Source organism: Rhodopirellula sp. UBA1907, from assembly GCF_002337565.1.
GTDB classification, from domain to species: Bacteria; Planctomycetota; Planctomycetia; order Pirellulales; family Pirellulaceae; genus Rhodopirellula; species Rhodopirellula europaea.
Genome location: NZ_DDGH01000098.1, coordinates 1 through 16,372 on the forward strand (window position 1 = coordinate 1; position 16,372 = coordinate 16,372).

Here is a 16,372-nt window from a genome sequence, read left to right on the forward strand (position 1 = left end):
GCTCGGCCCTCACCCTCGCGTACGCCTGAGCGGCGTCGCTCGACCTCTACCCAAACTTCGTTTCGGGAGAGGTGCGTCGTGTGTAGATCTGCCGAAAAGCGGCATCAAATAACTGCACGACCTCCGCCGGGGAGAGGTGACCGAAGACAGAAAACCGCCTCAAGAATCCATGCCAATTCCGGTGTCCATACCAAAGATTGTACAGCCCACGCTAACGCCCATCGGCTGATTGTTGTCATTCGGTAGATGACTCAATCAACAGCCAGCTAGAGGCTGGTCGTTGCGACACGGACGGTTCCGGCATCTAAGCAATCGTTCTCGTGCGGAGTCTGCTTAGATGACCTTGGTTTGGCCGGGGATTGCGACTTCGTAGTTGCCGTCGGGAAGAGGTTGGACCGGCGCGATGTCGTTCAAGGATTGCATCGCATCAACATCAGCGAGCATTTGATCGCTTTGCAGAGCTTCGTTCCAACGAACGATCTTGCCGGAGTAGCTGGCCATTCGTCCCATGATTGCGGTCATGGTGCTGGTTGCGCCATAGTCGCCTTCATTTGGGATCTCGCCCTTTCGAAGTGAGGCGAACAAGTCGTGTTGGGCTTGTTGGCAACCGCGATCTTTCGACGGTTTCTGCGAGCTCTGCCAAATGACTTTGCCGCTGGGATCACGAATGACCGCAGCACTGATGTCGCAACTGCCCTGCGTTCCGTGAACATGTTCGCTGACGCTGTTCCAGCAGCCGCGAATGTGGCGGCATTGGCTGAGCAACCGCACGTCCTTGGCGTAAGTGAACTCGACCATGTGATGATCGAATGTTTCGCCGAGTTTCTGATCGGATCGGGAATCTCGTCCGCCTTGCCCTTGAGCCGACACGGGGTGTTCGCCGAGCAACCAATTGATGACATCCAAGTTGTGGATGTGCTGTTCAGCGATTTGATCGCCGCCGATCCAATTGAAGTGCTGCCACTGACGAAGTTGGTATTCGAGTTCGGAAACGTTTTTGGGTTTGGAACGCAGGCGAGACCCCGCGCCGTTCCAGTAGGCTCGTGCAAAGACCGGTTCACCGATCGCGCCAGCGTGGAGTCGTTCGATGCATTCGCGATAGCGAGCTTCGTGGTGACGTTGCAAACCGACGGCGACGGCCAAACCTTTTTGCTTGGCGATCTCATTGGTGGCCAGAACACGTCGAACGCCGGGAGCGTCGGTGGCGACGGGTTTTTCCATGAAGACGTGTTTGCCGGCTTCGATGGCTTTCTCGAAGTGAAGCGGTCGAAAGCCCGGAGGCGTTGTCAGGAACACGATGTCAGCGTCGCTTTGCAGCACGTGCTTCCATCCGTCCAGACCAACGAAACGAGCCCCTTCCACCGCGACACGTTTGCCGGTCGATCCGCTCTTTCCGTGTTTACTGTTGATGGCTCGGTAAGCGGACTGAACGTTGCTCTCGAAGACATCCGCCATCGCGACGAGCCGAGTGGCACCGTCGGTGTTCATGGCTTGGATCACCGCGTTGGTGCCACGACTGCCGCAGCCAATCAGTCCGATCTTGAGTGTGTCATCGCCGTACGCGTGAGCACCACGAGCAACGCTCAGGTTCGTGCCCAAAACACTGCCGCCGGCCAGCATGATGCCGCCGCTTTGGATGAACGTACGACGACTCGCTCGTTGCTGCAAAGCGGCAGACCGCTGGGACGCGGGACTCGGTTGATCCGCCGTCTGGTTCGATGGCGGACACTCGTTTCGAGCGGAAGTTCGTTCAGGCATGAAGTGTTCGCGAGGTGGGATGACAGCGACGCGGGGTGTCGGCGAGGTGGGAGCGGGTGATATCGAGAGCCAGCGTTGTGTTGGTCACAGTTTAACCCAGGTGGAACCTGCGAACCAACGGATGGCGGGCTTCACCCAACAATTCCGGCGACGGATCGCCTATTTGGCCGGCGTTTTTCGCTTGATCAGACCAGCTTCCTCAGCTTTTCGCAGTTCGGCTTCCACGTCGACGTACTCTGGTTCGGGCAATTCCGGTCCTTTGCGAACGACTTCGGCGGAGATGATTGCATCGGGTGGCAGCTGAATTTTCTTCTCGTCGGTCTTGGAAGGATCTTTCCGGCGCATGGCACTGACACGGTCCATGCCTTCGATCACTCGGCCGAAAACGGTTTGTTGACTGGATGCCGATGTGACAGGCAGAAAGAAGATCGCGAATTGAGAGCTGGCCGAGTTTTCGATGAAGCGGCCTTCGCCCATCGGAATTTTTGCCATCACGACCGAACCGCGAAGGGCATGGTGCGAGTTCTCGTTGTCGTGTTCGTCCATCAGGAATTTGCCGCTGTTGCCGCGCCCGTCTCCGGTCGGATCACCTGACAAGGCAAGCATGTTAGGAACGACTTGCGAGAAATCCATGCCGTCGTAGAAACCCTCTTCGACAAGCTTGATGAAATTGGCAACCGTCGATGGAGCCTCGCCGGGATAGAGCTCGATCAACACGTCGCCTCGTGTGGTCTTGAAGAGGACTTGTGGCAACGCGTCGCGGTCGATCTTTTCCATCCGCTCCGTTTCTTCTTTGTATTGCTTCTCCAGCAAGTCGAGGAAGTGTTTGTTGGCCATGTCGACTTTCTCCAGTTCGTCGGGCTGGAGCGATTCGTAGACTTTTCGGGCCGTTTCGAAGTTGCCGGTGGAGATGCCGGCGCGAGCGGCGGTGAGGAAGAGGTAGCGATAGTTCTGGCCGATGTCGATCAGTCTTGCTGCGGCTTCGAACGTTGTCCGGTCGTAAATATCATTGTCGAAATGGTGCTGAACCATCGTGACCATGTAGCTGGCCGCCTCGGGGCTGGGTAGCAAACGAAAAACCTTGACCGAGTTTTCCATTTGCTTCTGCATCAAGTCCCATGTCTTGTGCTGTTGTTCTCGGAAAGCCTTTGTGGCTTCGCGGCTGCGATCGACGTCGTTGTTGAACCGAATGTGGATCTCGCGAAGCTTCAACATGGAGTCGAGCAGCTCTTCGTGAGTGGACCGGAATTCCGCGTAGATTTCTTCCGCGTCTTTCCGGATGTCCTCCGGCATCTCCGCCATCGTTTTCGCGATCATCTCGGGATCATCTTTGATTCGCCCGCCGTCGACTCCGTCGGTCGATGGCGCGGCCTCATTCGAGGGAGCCGCAGATTCCGGCTCGCTGGCGGCCCCTTCCGATCCTGGAGGCTGGGCGAAGGCTTGGCCGATCAAGCCCGTTTGGCAGCTCAGGCTCAATCCGGCGATCAGCATCGTGGCGGTCAGAGCGGACGCTGGTCTGCGCGAACGTCGAAAAAGTGGGTTCGAGAAAGCGAACATGCGAAAAGCCGAGGATATAGAACGTTCGAATGAGCTAGAAAGCACACCAAATCGGGCGCTTTCGCGAAAGGCCCGTGGTGGATCAAAAATGAGCGACAAATGGGGCGATAGCGAGCCTTGCTCGGCAGTTACGTAAGAACTCGGGGGATGGTTTGTTCTTGTCCAAGGATTAGGCTTTCAGCGGAAAAGCGAGGCTGCCCGTTGAAGCACGCAAGCAGCGCAATCCGACAACTTGCTTCCGACATTTTTGCTGTTTTGGCGCCAGCCACCGTCCCTCGGCCAACCGGGGCGAACGCCGAAACAGCCCATGAGGTTTTCAGACGGTACCATTGATGACCAAAACGCCACCACTCGCTTTTCGAATCGGCCTTGGATACGACTCGCATCGGTTGGGCCCAGTTGGTCCGCTACGGGTTGGAGGCGTGGATGTCCCGGGCGAATTCCATGCGATTGGCCACAGCGACGCCGACGTGTTGTTGCATGCCGTGACCGATGCTTTGATGGGCGCGATTGCGGGACCGGATATTGGGCGTTTGTTTCCCGATGATGCCGACGAAAATCGCGGGCGTGACAGTCGCGACTTCGTGCAGGAGGCTCTTCGCCGCGTCCAGGTTGCAGGCTACGAAATCAATAACGTCGATGCCGTGATCCTGGCTCAGAAACCAAAGATGGCTCCGCACATTGATTCGATGCGGGCCGTGGTTGCCGAGATGCTTCAAACCACGATCGAGCAAGTGGGGTTGAAGGCGAAGACGGGAGAGGGTGTCGACGCGGTCGGTCGCAGCGAAGCGATCGCGGCACGCGTGGTCGTGATGCTCAGCCGCCGTTAGCTGAAGCTGATCGCTGCGGCGAACTTGATCACTCAGATCCAACGGGGCCGATGTACTCGATCGCGCCGATCGACGATGTGTTCGCCTGAAGTTTCGCGATCGCTTGTTCCATGTCGTAGTACTGCTTCAGCAAACGTTCCCGTTGTGATTCCAGCAAATCGTTCATTGATTCAACGCGAGAGTCGTTGCGTTCGATGTGGGCGCTGAGCGTTTGCGTTTTGCGAATCAGCATTCCGCCGTCCGCACCGGCGTAGGTGTCAGCGAGCTTCTTCAGTTGCCCCACCATGCCGATGTTCTCATCGTCATCGTTGGTCTTATTGAAGAATTGCTCGACCGCGTCGATGTCATTTGCGAGAGCCGCCTTGAGCTTTGTTTCGTCGACTTGCAGTTCACCGTTTTCATCCATTCGAACGCCGATTTGGCTGAATGAACGAATCGAATCACCACTGCTGAGTGGAACGGTACCGGTCAACAGACGCGAATAGCCGTTTTGAATGCGGAGCGTTTCCGTGGACCCAAACAGCAAACCGACTTCGTTTGCTTCGGCGTCGAAGAAAGTGACCTCTTCGATGTTTTCGATCAGTTTGTTGTATTGATCGGCGAAACGTTTGACGGCGGAAACAATCGTGTCAGGATCGTCGTCGACGTTGACGGTGATCGGATCCTCGGACAACTCTTTGACCGTCAGGTTCAATCCGCTGATTTCGTCCTCGAAGACTCCATCGGTCGACGTCATGAAGCGTTCGGTACCGCCGTCGGTGGCGATGGAGATCAGGGCGTCTTGTCCTTTTGAATTTGTTCGGAGGTTCAGGTCAACGCCGTCCAGGTTCACTGAGATGCGTCCGACTTCGCCGCCCTTTTTGCTGCGAATTTGCAACGAATAGGAGCCGTCTGAGTTCGACACGACCGACGCATCGGCGTAGCGATCAGATGCGTTGATCTTTTCGACGATGGATTCAAGCGTGTCGTCTTCGGTGATCTCGATGGTCAGTGATTCGCTACCGACCAAGCTGGTTCCCGCGTCGGCGGTGCCCGCCAATCCCAAGTTGGCTGCGACTTTTCCTTCGCCGGTATCGGTGATCGTCAACGATGAGGCGCCGCCCGCGGTGTCGGTGATCACGATGCCGTCGCCGGATTCGTTCAAAGCGGCTTCGACACCAATGTCCAACGCGTTGACCGCATCGATCAGTTCACCGACTGTTTCAATCTCAGACACCGCCAAGTTGATACCGCCGACTGCACCGTTGCTGTCGCGGATCGTGAAGCTGCCCGATCCGACACCGTCGCCGGAGTTCAGTTCAGAGAGCTTTGTTTCGAGCGTGACCGATTGCAGGTTCAGGTCTTTGCCAACGACGATGTCGTCGGTCGTCGATGCGGCGACACCAAGGCTGGTTGCGGTGTCGTCTGACGAGCTGATTTCAAACGTACCGGGACCGCCGGACACATCACGAATTCGCAAACCGTTGCCGGCGTCGTTGATTCGGGCGATGACATCGAGTCCGCTGCCGTTGATCGCGTCGATCACTTCGTTGAGCGATGTTGCACCGGACACATCAATGCTGGCGGATGTGCCGTCGCCGGTTTGAATGTCCAGGCTGGTGAGCGTGCCTAGCCCATTGCCGCCGCCCAGTTGCGAGAGGCTGGCTCCGTTGAGTGAATCCACGCCATCGGGCAACGGGATGTCGTTGCCGTCAACGCTGTTCGCGGCGACGTCGATTCCGTGCAATCCAAGATCGGCTGCCGTTTCCGCGGTTCCGAGTTGTTCGACTTTCAGGTTGCTGATGGATTGGCCGGTCTGATCGATCAGCTTGATCTTTCCGCCGGACGTTGTGGCTTGGATGCCAACGTCAGCGTCGTTGATCGCTTGCAGAACGTCGTCGACTGTTCGAGCTTGCGAAAGATCGACTTCGGCCGATGCGCCGCTGCGGTCGGTCAATCGAATTGATCCGCCTTCGACGCCCAAACCATTGTTCAGTTGCGAAAGGCTGACCTTGGTGTCAACAAAGCCGCTGGGTTTGATCGTGAGCGAACCCGCCAGGCTCAACGCTTCGTCGAATGAGCTGAAGCTTTGGGCGGAGGAAACACTGTGCGTGGCAGCGGTACGAAGCGTTCGTACCAGGTGGCTTCCATTGGTGACTTCATCGCGTGTCGAAACCGACAGAGCGTCTTCGTTGGATGTCGTCGCGTTCTTGCTGCTGAACAGCGCGGACGAACCGAGCGCATCACCCGCCAGTTGCACACCGATGACCGATGCGGTCAGCGAAGCGATTTGTTGCTGTTGGCCGAGCAGTTCTTCTGTTTTGGCCAGAATTCGGTCGCGTGGTTGCGCATTGATCGCCATCAATTGGTCGACGGTCCCGACGATGTCGGTACCGGTGACTAATCCGATCGATGATTGCAAACGAGCCATGACGCACCAAGGAACACGTGAATTTGTGAGACAGAAAAGGCTTTCGTCTCAATCCAACAATCTTCTCATCGGCAAAGTCGGCCTGTTTGGTCCACTCTTCGACGCTCGGACTGTGTATCAAATGTCCGACGGAAATTTCTCGGTTCGGTGTCGAACGCGTTCAATTGCGCAATCGCTGGATTGTGACACTGAAACCTAGGTCGCGATCGACGTGTCGGCAGCCGGAGCACTGAACAACCGTCCTGCAGCGACGGGAAAACAGGCGGTCTGAGAGAGATTTGCCGAATGCGCCGGATGTGGGCGATTCGGACCATGCTGCGTGAGGCCACCGCATCGCTACTAGTCAGCGCATGCCGCGATGTTTGAAGGTCGAACTGGGCCGACTGCTTCGCTTGGCGCATAGAAAACGAGACGGTGTCTCCGCCAAATCACCCCCGGACGAGGCGACTCGGCGGGAACACCGTCCCGAAATGTCGTCGTTGCTGATACTGGAAACGGTCAAAGCCGCACTAGTGAATCAGCAGTTGTTCGTGTCACACAAAGTGATTGCTCACCAAGGGCCTCGGACGTAGTACACGCCGAATTGGTCCGTGTGGCTTGGCCAGTTCGGAGTCGGTTGGAAACGACCCGGAGCAGCAGCCCCTGGTGTGCTGGCGCTGCGACCGTACTGGTGATAAATCGGGTGATTCGTGTTTTGGCTGACGCCCCACGAATACGTTTGTCGAAGGTGTGCGGTTGGCGGAACGACCAGTGCCGTCGGTTGCCCGTACGGTGCGTAGTAGTAGTTTCCGTGCCAAGCACGTGTTTGAGCGAAGTTGTGGTTCCAAACTTGGGTCACCGCGTAAGGGTCACCAGCTTGGGCTTCTTCGGTTGAACCGGCCAAGCCGCTGAAAGCAGCCAAGGCGGCGAGACAAAGGACGATGCGTTTCATGGCTCGGGGATCCTCGAGGACGGTGGATTTGGTAGCAACAATTCGCTGCGACGAACGGACAGGGGGAGTCCGTTCTACCAATGAGTCAGGTGGCTGGATCAGCGAGGCAAACGCAACGTGTTCCAGTAGAAATTGCTGGCAGCTTGACGAACCGGTGGGCTGTAATAGATCGCTCGAGTTCGGTTCATTCCACGACCATTGTCATAGTAGTTGTGGTAGCGGTCTTTGTGCCAATAAAGCATTTCGTGGGGGTAGAAAGGCTGATACGTCAGGTAGGTCTGCCCGACATTTGGAGGAACCGGCACAGGCGACACGTACATTTGTGCGTTCGCTGCGTTGGCCGGGCCTTGTGTGTAGTAGTTGTAGAACAGGTCGGGCTGTCCATACTCGCGGCCTTGCACGGCGACTTCGCCGGTCGCTCCACCACAATCGCCGCTTGCACAGCCGCCGGTTTCGCTGGTGCCGACGACGGTGTCGCTGACGACTCGCGAGCTGACGATGTGTTCGCCTTGTGCCATCGCGGCGGGAGCCAGCAAGGTGATGCTAGCGGTGCCGATGGCGATCGCTGCTACGGTGCGTGAGCGGCGGGTGATTTGTGTGGCGATTGTTTGGGCCGTCGCTACGGCTGCTTTCCAATTTCGCTTCATCTCGCGTTCCTCCTCGAACGACGACGGACCAGGTGTCTGGCTTTTGGTTTCGACGCGAATCGAGAGGAAAAACAGCCGATACTGTTGCGGCGTGATGATCGCGACAGTTGGGGAAGTTCGCCCAGGAGGCACGTTTCGCCCAGCTCAGACGAGCTTTTCCAAACCAATTCGGCGACCGATGCGAATCAAACGCAGTAATCCGCGGTTTCGCTAACAACCCCGCGGTCGCTATAACCCCCAAACTCGCAGGCTGATCTGCAAGTCCGCTTTTCATCCGCTTCCTGTTCTCAGCTCCTCACAACGAACGTCCCCAACGATTTAGGTTGATTCCGCGTGGCGAAACGTCGCAAAACATCCAGTTCCGCATCCAGTCGCTCCAAACGGGGCAAAGCCGATCCGTTCGATGAATCGCTGTTGGCGGAGATTCAGAACATTCCGCTGCGATTCGCGGCCCAAGATCGCTATTTGAATTACTCGCTGTCGGTCATCACCAGCCGAGCGCTGCCGGATGTCCGCGATGGACTCAAACCGGTTCAGCGGCGGATTTTGTACACGATGTCGCAGCAGCGGCTCGACGCGACTGCCAAGCACCGAAAGTGTGCGAAGGTCGTCGGCGACGTGATGGGTAACTATCACCCCCACGGTGACAGCTCGATTTACGAAGCGCTGGTTCGGATGAGCCAATCGTTTTCTCTGCGGATGCCGATGATCGACGGCAGCGGCAACTTCGGCAGCATCGACGGCGACAACGCCGCTGCGATGCGATACACCGAGTGCCGCATGACGCCAATCGCGTCGGAGGTCCTGGCGGATCTGTCCAGCCGAACGGTGGCCTTCAAACCAAACTACGACGGCACCCGCGAAGAACCCGTCGTGCTGCCGTCACGTGTTCCCAGCTTGCTGGTCAACGGAGCGACGGGAATTGCGGTCGGGATGGCGACGAACATCCCGCCGCACAACTTGAAAGAGGTTTGCAACGCGCTTTTGAAGTTGCTGGCCAATCCGGAAATCAAGGACTACCAATTGGTCGCCGGCGACGCGATCCAAGGTCCCGACTTCCCGACGGGCGGGCACATCACGAACACCAAAGAAGAACTTCGCGAAATCTATGCGACGGGAACTGGCACGATCAAGCTGCGTGGCGTTGCTGAGGTTGCGGAGAAGTCTCGCACGGGCGACACGCTCCGGATCACCGAGATCCCATTCGGCGTCAACAAAGCCGCGATGGTGGAGCGAATTGCTGAGCTGGTCTACAGCAGCAAGTTGCCTCTCGTGCAAGAAGTTCGCGACTTGTCGACCGAAGACATTCGGGTCGATCTGTTGCTGAAGAAGAACGCGGACGCCGACAAGGTGCTCGCGTATCTCTACAAGCACACTCCGCTGCAGACCAATTTCAACGTCAACCTAACCTGTTTGACGCCGACGGAAAATCCAGAAGTCGGTGCACCAAAGCGTCTCGGTTTGAAAGAGATCCTGTGGTACTTCTTGCACTTCCGTTTGGATGTGCTGACCGCGCGATTGACGAACGAATTACGAGCCCTCGAGAAACGGATTCACATCCTCGAAGGCTTGGCGTTGATCTTCGATGCTCTCGACGAGATCATCAAAATCATCCGCAGCAGCGAAGGCAAAGCCGACGCGGCGGAAAAGATCATGAAGCGGTTCCCAGTCAAGGAACTCACGCCAGCCCAAGCACGTCGCAAGAGGCAAGCTTCGAACGGACTCGACGCGGAACAAACCGATGCGATTCTTGAACTGAAGCTGTATCGCTTGGCACGTTTGGAAATCAACGTCGTGCTGGACGAACTGAAAAAGAAACGCAAACGCGTCGACGAGATCAACAAGTTGCTCGCAGATGACCGCGACGATTACACGTCGTCCGGCCGTTGGGCGATCATCAAAGAAGAACTGCAGTCACTGATCTCAGACTACGGCAACACTCCCGCAGGTCGCCGACGCAGCACAATCGTGGTGCCGACGGAGGAGGTGGAGTACACCGAAGAGGACTTCATCGTCGCCGAAGATTGCCACGTGATGGTCACCGTCGACGGCTGGGTCAAACGGCAAAAACAGATCGCCGATCCGTCCAAGAGTCGTCTGCGTCAGGGCGACGCGGTGCTGGCGTGTGTCGCTGGAAACACGCGATCCACCCTCGCGTTCTTCAGCAGTTTGGGCGTTTGCTACACCGCGCGGATGATCGACATTCCTGCGTCGACGGGATTTGGCGAGCCAATTCAGAAGCTATTTAAATTTAAAGACGGCGAACGAATCATCGCGGCTCTATCGATGGACCCGCGGATTCTTGGCGACATCAGCGAAGACCCCAAGGGCCAGTACTATCCTGCGACGCACGCACTTGCCGCATCGACGGATGGGTATGCCTTGCGATTTGGTTTGCAGCCATTTGCGGAACCATCGACGCGCGCCGGCCGCAAGTTCGCTCGCGTGAAACCAGGGGCCAGCATCGTCGATGTTGTTCCGATCGTGGGAACCGAAACCGTCTTGGCTGTCTCTGCGGACGCAAGAGCGATGGTGTGTCCTGCCGATGAGATCAACTATCTGTCCGGCGCCGGCAAAGGTGTGCTGCTGTTGAAGTTGGCGGCGAGCGACAAGTTGCTCGGGTTCAAACCTTCGACGGGTGACCGCGATTTGCTGAACGTGGTGACCAATCGTGGTGCGAAGAAAACGGTTTCGACGGCCAAGTACCGAACGACATCACGCGGCGGACGCGGCATCGAACTGCAAAAGAACGGCAAGATCGCGGAGATCGTTCGCGACCCAATCGAGCCGCCTCCGGTTTTTGAAGACTGACGCAATTTCGCGTGGCCAAACGATGTTCGGGCGGCCAGCCTGAACGCATTCACTCAATCAATCCTTCGACTTTCAACGTCTTCACTTCATGTCCGTTGCACCGAAAGAATACAACGCCAAAAACATCACCGCGTTGGAAGGCCTCGAGCCTGTCCGCAAGCGTCCCGGCATGTACATCGGTGGTGTCGGCTCTGCTGGTCTTCACCACTTGATTTGGGAGATCGTTGACAACTCCGTCGACGAGGCCATGAACGGTCACGCGTCTGAGATCACGGTGACTCTACATAAAGACGGCGAAACGATTTCGGTCAGCGACAACGGTCGTGGGATTCCCGTCGACAAACACCCCAAGACGAAGAAATCAGCCTTGGAAATGGTGCTGACGGTCTTGCACGCCGGCGGCAAGTTCGAAGGCGATAACTACAAGACGTCTGGTGGTCTGCACGGTGTCGGTGCGTCGGTCGTCAACGCGCTCAGCAAAGAACTCGTCGCGATTGTCAAACGTGATGGCGTCCAATACCGGATGGCTTTCAGTCGTGGTCAAGCGACTTCAAAGCTGCAGAAGCTCCGTGGCACCGTTCGTGGAACGGGAACCTCGATCACGTTCACGCCCGACCCGACGATCTTTCCGCGAACGACGTTCAACGGCGACACGATCAAGCAGCGGTTGGAAACGGCCAGCTTTCTGCATCGCGGTGTGAAGGTCACTTACATCGACGAAGTCGCGAAGACCCGCGATACGTTTCTGCATGAAAACGGCATCGTGGATTACCTTGGGAAAGTCATTAAGGAACGTGAAGCTCGCACGATTCACGAAGCACCGTTCACCTACCGGGTTGATGATGACGACCGGGTCGAAGTCACCCTTCAGTGGACGGAATCGACTGACGAACATGTGCGCAGCTACGTCAACGGGATTCCAACCGGCAGCGGCGGCACCCACGAAAACGGTTTTCGAGGCGGCGTTGTCAAAGCGGTTCGAAACCACATAGACACGCACAGCCTGACTCCTCGCGGTGTGAAGATCACGCACGAAGACATCCGCGAAGGATTGATCGCGATTGTTTCGATCTTTGTCTCCGAGCCTCAATTCCAAGGTCAAACGAAGGATCGCTTGAACAACCCCGAAGCTCACGGGTTGGTTGAATCAGGTGTCCGAAGTGCGATGGAACAATGGCTGAACAACAATCCCTCGGTCGCCGATGCGGTGATCGCGCGGATTGTCGCCGCCGCACGAGCTCGCGCCGCATCGCGTGCCGCAAGCGAAGCGGTTTCGCGAAAAGGTGGTTCGAAGCGAACGTTGTTGCCAGGCAAGCTTTCGGATTGCGTGTCCGGAGGCAAAGGCAAGTCCGAGTTGTTCATCGTCGAAGGTGATTCGGCAGGCGGGAGTGCCAAACAAGGCCGCGACCGAAACTGCCAAGCGATCCTCCCGCTGCGAGGAAAGGTGCTGAACACCGAGTCGGCGACGCTGAAGAAGATTCTGGACAACAAAGAAATTCAGGACATGATCGCGTCTCTCGGTTGCGGCATCGGTCCGTCGCTCAACCTGGCGAACTTGCGTTATGACCGCATCATCTTGCTGGCCGATGCTGACAGCGATGGTCACCACATCACAACGTTGTTGCTGACGTTCTTCTACCGTCACATGCCAGCCTTGATCGCGGACGGTCGGTTGTTCATCGCGGTTCCGCCGCTGTATCGAATCGACATCGGCAAAGAAACGTTTTGGGCAGCCGACGAAGAAGACCGCGAGCGGATTTTGGCCGAGCACAATGGTCGAGCGACGCCAGAGATCACACGCTTCAAAGGATTGGGGGAGATGATGCCCAAGGTTCTTTGGAACACAACGCTGGATCCGACCAAGCGAACTTTGTTGAAGGTCGAGATCGATGACCACTTGGAAACCGATCGTACGATCAGCGACTTGATGGGACGCGACGCATCGGCCCGGTTCCGCTTCATCATGGAACGAGCCGAAGACGCCAGCGAAATTGACGTCTAGACCGTAGGATGGGTTCCCGAACCCGTCGAATCCACGCTCCAGCGACGGTCTTGGAAGACCATCGTACAACCCCGCCTCGTACGATGGTCTTCCAAGACCGTCGATCTGGGTCTAGTTCGGGGCTCGTCCGATGCTGGACGGCAAAGCCTTCAAAACCTCCGCCAAGATCTCGTCCATGGTCCGGTGGCTGGTATTAACTCGCAAGTTCGCCGACGCACGATAGAGCGGTTCACGCTTCGTCATTACCGATTGGACTTCATCGAACACCGACTGATCAGTCAGCGAAGGTCGACGATCGGCAGTGGTCGAGTCACCCGCCAACCGTGCGACCAAGATTTCTGGTTCCGCGTCCAGCCAAACGCACCAGCCTGAGCCTGCGATGATGTTCCGGTTGAATTCGCGGAGGATAGTGCCTCCGCCGAGTGCGATCACGTGTGTCGGTCGCTTGGCAACCTCCACCAACGCAGCTTCTTCCCGGTCGCGAAAACCGACTTCGGTTTCCTCCGCGAAGATTTCGGCGATCGATTTCCCTGCGGTCGATTCGATCACATCGTCCAAGTCGACGGCTGGCAGCGACAGCTTCTGCGCTAAAAGTTTCGCAAGCGTACTTTTGCCGCACCCGCGGTAGCCGGTCAAATAGAGGTGCTGTGGTTTCACTTCGTCGTTGTTCATGATGCGAAACGCTACCAGCCCACGGTTTGATTGAGAAGTCCGAAGGGAATGAGATGAGTTGGATTGCAAAAGTGACATTGGCCGTGGTGCTGATCATCGGGTTGGCTGTTCATGCCACCGGGCAGAGCGATCGTGCCCAAGTGGCAAGCGATGAGACCGCTGAAATGGAATCGGATTCTCTCTCTCGAACCCGATCCGCAGTTGACGCCGATGACATACCGAATGCTCTAGAAGGAGAATTCGACACGCGGGACATCGCCGCCGCGACGGCTTGGGCGGATCAGTTGCACCTGGCGGATTGGTTGGGCCCGCTCGCTCCGCTGGCGCTTTCGCCTTTCTTTGGCGTTGCTTGTCTATCGGGTTTGTCGCTCTGGGGACCGGACTGGATCACCGACAACGCGCTGTTGGGATCAGCCGGGCCACTTCGCAGCGTTCCGCTGTTCGCGGTCTTTTCCGTTCTGGCGGTTTTGACCAGCGTTCCTCGGTTGTCCAAGGTAAGCAAACCGTTTGCTCAGGCGATGGATCAGCTGGAAGCATATTCAGTCATCGTCATTTTGTTGGCGATCAAAATCACCGCTTCGATGACAGCGGAATCGGTTGGAACCGACGAGGCTCAGTTGGCGGCCGAAGCGATGCCGGTCTATACGGCGGGGATTTTCAGCTTCACCGCCAACGCGTTGTTGCTGGTCGCGATGACGGTCAACATGCTGGTGATCAACAGCGTCAAGTTCTTCTTCGAGTTTCTGGTTTGGCTGACTCCGTTTCCGACCGTCGATGCCATCTTTGAGGTCTGCAACAAATCGCTTTGTGCGGCTTTGATGGCCGTGTACGCGCTGAGTCCCACGCTGGCGACCGTCTTCAACTTCGCGATCCTGTTTGTTGCAGCGTTGATTTTTCGCTGGGCCGCCCGCCGGGTGAAGTTCTACCGAACGATGTTGCTGGACCCGGTCCTGGCAAGAATTTGGCCCGGATTCGCGACACCGGATCCACGCGGTGTGATCGTGTTTGCACAAAGTGCCGTCGGTCCCTTTCCCGCGAAAAGTTGTTTGCGATTGCGTCGTGGAGACGAGGGATGGTTGTTGACTCCCGCGACACCTTGGTCGCCGCTGTCATGGGGATTGGGAAGCGACGGGCATGTTCTGCAATGTGGCTCCTCACCTCGATTGGTTCGCGGATGGCTGACTCACTCCATTCACGTAAAAGCCGATGACGACGACGTGGTGTTGTTGAAGGTCAGCCGGCGTCATGACATGCACATGACAATCGTGTTGGAACAATGTGGTTTGATTGAACACACTGAAACGAACGAGTCGGCCGGAGACGCCACGGCTCGCGACAACGCAATCGAATTCGCATAGGCGGCGTGTCAGACCGATGGCACCGATCGGTGACGCTTGAGCGGAAATGACGCAAAAGTCGGGCTAAAACGGGCCTCAAACGGTCTCGGTCCTCTTTGGATGCGGACTCGGTTGGACTAAAGTGGTGAACACTGATTGTTCCCCTTGGTCGACCGCATTGAATCCGGAGCCGCTGAAGACTCGATGGCCACTCAACGTTTGACCAAGCAGAATGCCGCGATGATCTCGGCCGCCGTCGCACTTCGAGCCGATCGGAACGCGGATGCGCTTTTGTTGTTGCTCGATGGCAGCACCGATTGGAAGCGAATTTCTGAACTGACCGAAGCCAACGAGAACGTGGTCATCGTCGCCGTCGACACGATCGAAGATTTGGACGGTGCTGCTGAAGCTGGTCTGAAGCCGTTGGCACTGAACAAAGAAAAGGCTCCGCTGCTGGAACGGTTGCAAGAAGCTTTGTTGGAAGCCGCCGCGGATGAGCTGATCAAAACCAACGGCGAAGTCGTCGCGGTGTACAGCGGGTTCCAACAAGGCCGATTGGATTCGATCAGTCACCTGCAACTTGATGAGCGGATGCGTCGATTCACCGTTCGCGATCTGCAGACGCTCGAAAGCAGCGTTCCGCTGAAGACGATCAAAGCCGTCGTCGACTTGGCATCGCAAATTGGCCGAGAGGGCCGCGAAGGCAAAGCCGTCGGAACGATGTTCGTGGTTGGGGATCACCGCCGAGTCCTGGAGCACGCCAGTGATAGCGGAGCGGACCCTTTTCGTGGATACAACAAAAAGCACCGCAACATCCTCGACCCCAAGGTCCAGGAAGATGCCAAGGAGATTGCCCAGCTTGATGGTGCCTTTGTGGTCACCTCCGATGGCATCATTGAACGAAGCCGTCAGATGCTGGAGGTTTCACACGAAGACCTCAAGATGACAAAGGGCCTCGGATCGCGACACTGGGCGGCCGCCGCGATCACGCGGAAGACCAAAGCGGTCTCGGTCGTGGTCAGCCAATCGACCGGAACGGTGAGGTTGTATCAGAACGGCTTCCTGATCCTGCAGATCGTCCCGATGGACAAAGCGATCAAGTGGCAGGAGTTTGCTTTCGAGCCACCGCCGCAATCAGCCGACGAAAACTAAGCGGCGTGCGTTAGTGAGGCAGGTCCAGGTGGGCTTGCCTCTGAATTTATGCCGAGTTGGCATTTTCGATCGAGTAAGCGTCGCCCACGATTCCTTTAAGGAAAGGGCCGTGCAGTTTTTAAATGCTGTGTTCGTGACGTCTTGCGAGCGCAGATCGCACAGTGAAATGGGACCGAAAACAATCGTTCTATGAGATTTCCGGGGTGGGCAACATACGCCACTTCCCATGCCCGGCCCTCACCCTCGCGTACGCCTGAACGGCGTC

11 protein-coding genes are annotated in these 16,372 nt (G+C 57.0%); 5 read left to right on the plus strand and 6 right to left on the minus strand.

Annotation, left to right across the window (positions count from 1 at the left end):
* Positions 1-333: 333 nt before the first annotated feature.
* Both B2R17_RS23620 and B2R17_RS23625 read right to left on the minus strand, forming a co-directional pair.
* Positions 334-1,758, minus strand: coding sequence for a Gfo/Idh/MocA family protein (locus B2R17_RS23620; protein WP_008669297.1), 1,425 nt, complete (start codon positions 1,756-1,758; stop codon positions 334-336).
* 159 nt (positions 1,759-1,917) lie between these two features.
* On the minus strand, positions 1,918-3,249 hold the full coding sequence (locus B2R17_RS23625; RefSeq protein ID WP_286765951.1) for a peptidylprolyl isomerase: 1,332 nt from the start codon (positions 3,247-3,249) through the stop codon (positions 1,918-1,920).
* A gap of 398 nt (positions 3,250-3,647) precedes the next feature.
* Here B2R17_RS23625 and ispF point away from each other — a divergent pair, with 398 nt between their 5' ends.
* On the plus strand, positions 3,648-4,145 hold the full coding sequence (gene ispF, locus B2R17_RS23630) for a 2-C-methyl-D-erythritol 2,4-cyclodiphosphate synthase (protein ID WP_286765952.1): 498 nt from the start codon (positions 3,648-3,650) through the stop codon (positions 4,143-4,145).
* A 28-nt stretch (positions 4,146-4,173) separates the two neighbouring features.
* Here the strand turns inward: ispF and fliD are convergent, their stop codons facing one another.
* The 3 genes from fliD to B2R17_RS23645 form a co-directional block, all read right to left on the minus strand.
* Complete coding sequence (gene fliD / locus B2R17_RS23635) at positions 4,174-6,555, minus strand: flagellar filament capping protein FliD (RefSeq protein WP_286765953.1); 2,382 nt, start codon at positions 6,553-6,555, stop codon at positions 4,174-4,176.
* A gap of 550 nt (positions 6,556-7,105) precedes the next feature.
* On the minus strand, positions 7,106-7,486 hold the full coding sequence (locus B2R17_RS23640; protein ID WP_008660861.1) for a hypothetical protein: 381 nt from the start codon (positions 7,484-7,486) through the stop codon (positions 7,106-7,108).
* Between the two features lie 98 nt (positions 7,487-7,584).
* A complete protein-coding gene (locus B2R17_RS23645) occupies positions 7,585-8,133 on the minus strand; it encodes a hypothetical protein (protein WP_236618487.1) in 549 nt (182 codons plus the stop codon).
* Positions 8,134-8,466: 333 nt separating this feature from the next.
* Between B2R17_RS23645 and B2R17_RS23650 the strand changes: the two genes are divergently transcribed.
* Positions 8,467-10,944, plus strand: coding sequence for a DNA gyrase/topoisomerase IV subunit A (locus tag B2R17_RS23650; protein ID WP_008660859.1), 2,478 nt, complete (start codon positions 8,467-8,469; stop codon positions 10,942-10,944).
* 88 nt (positions 10,945-11,032) lie between these two features.
* Positions 11,033-12,946 carry a DNA gyrase/topoisomerase IV subunit B gene (locus B2R17_RS23655; RefSeq protein WP_008660858.1) on the plus strand — a complete coding sequence of 638 codons (1,914 nt, stop codon included), beginning with the start codon at positions 11,033-11,035 and terminating at the stop codon, positions 12,944-12,946.
* A gap of 111 nt (positions 12,947-13,057) precedes the next feature.
* Here the strand turns inward: B2R17_RS23655 and B2R17_RS23660 are convergent, their stop codons facing one another.
* A complete protein-coding gene (locus B2R17_RS23660) occupies positions 13,058-13,618 on the minus strand; it encodes a shikimate kinase (RefSeq protein ID WP_286765954.1) in 561 nt (186 codons plus the stop codon).
* Between the two features lie 26 nt (positions 13,619-13,644).
* Between B2R17_RS23660 and B2R17_RS23665 the strand changes: the two genes are divergently transcribed.
* Both B2R17_RS23665 and B2R17_RS23670 read left to right on the plus strand, forming a co-directional pair.
* Positions 13,645-14,976: a hypothetical protein gene (locus tag B2R17_RS23665; RefSeq protein WP_339886747.1), complete on the plus strand. Its 1,332-nt coding sequence runs from the start codon at positions 13,645-13,647 to the stop codon at positions 14,974-14,976.
* Positions 14,977-15,111: 135 nt separating this feature from the next.
* Positions 15,112-16,107 carry a DNA integrity scanning protein DisA nucleotide-binding domain protein gene (locus B2R17_RS23670; protein WP_008660854.1) on the plus strand — a complete coding sequence of 332 codons (996 nt, stop codon included), beginning with the start codon at positions 15,112-15,114 and terminating at the stop codon, positions 16,105-16,107.
* The last annotated feature ends 265 nt before the right edge of the window (positions 16,108-16,372 follow it).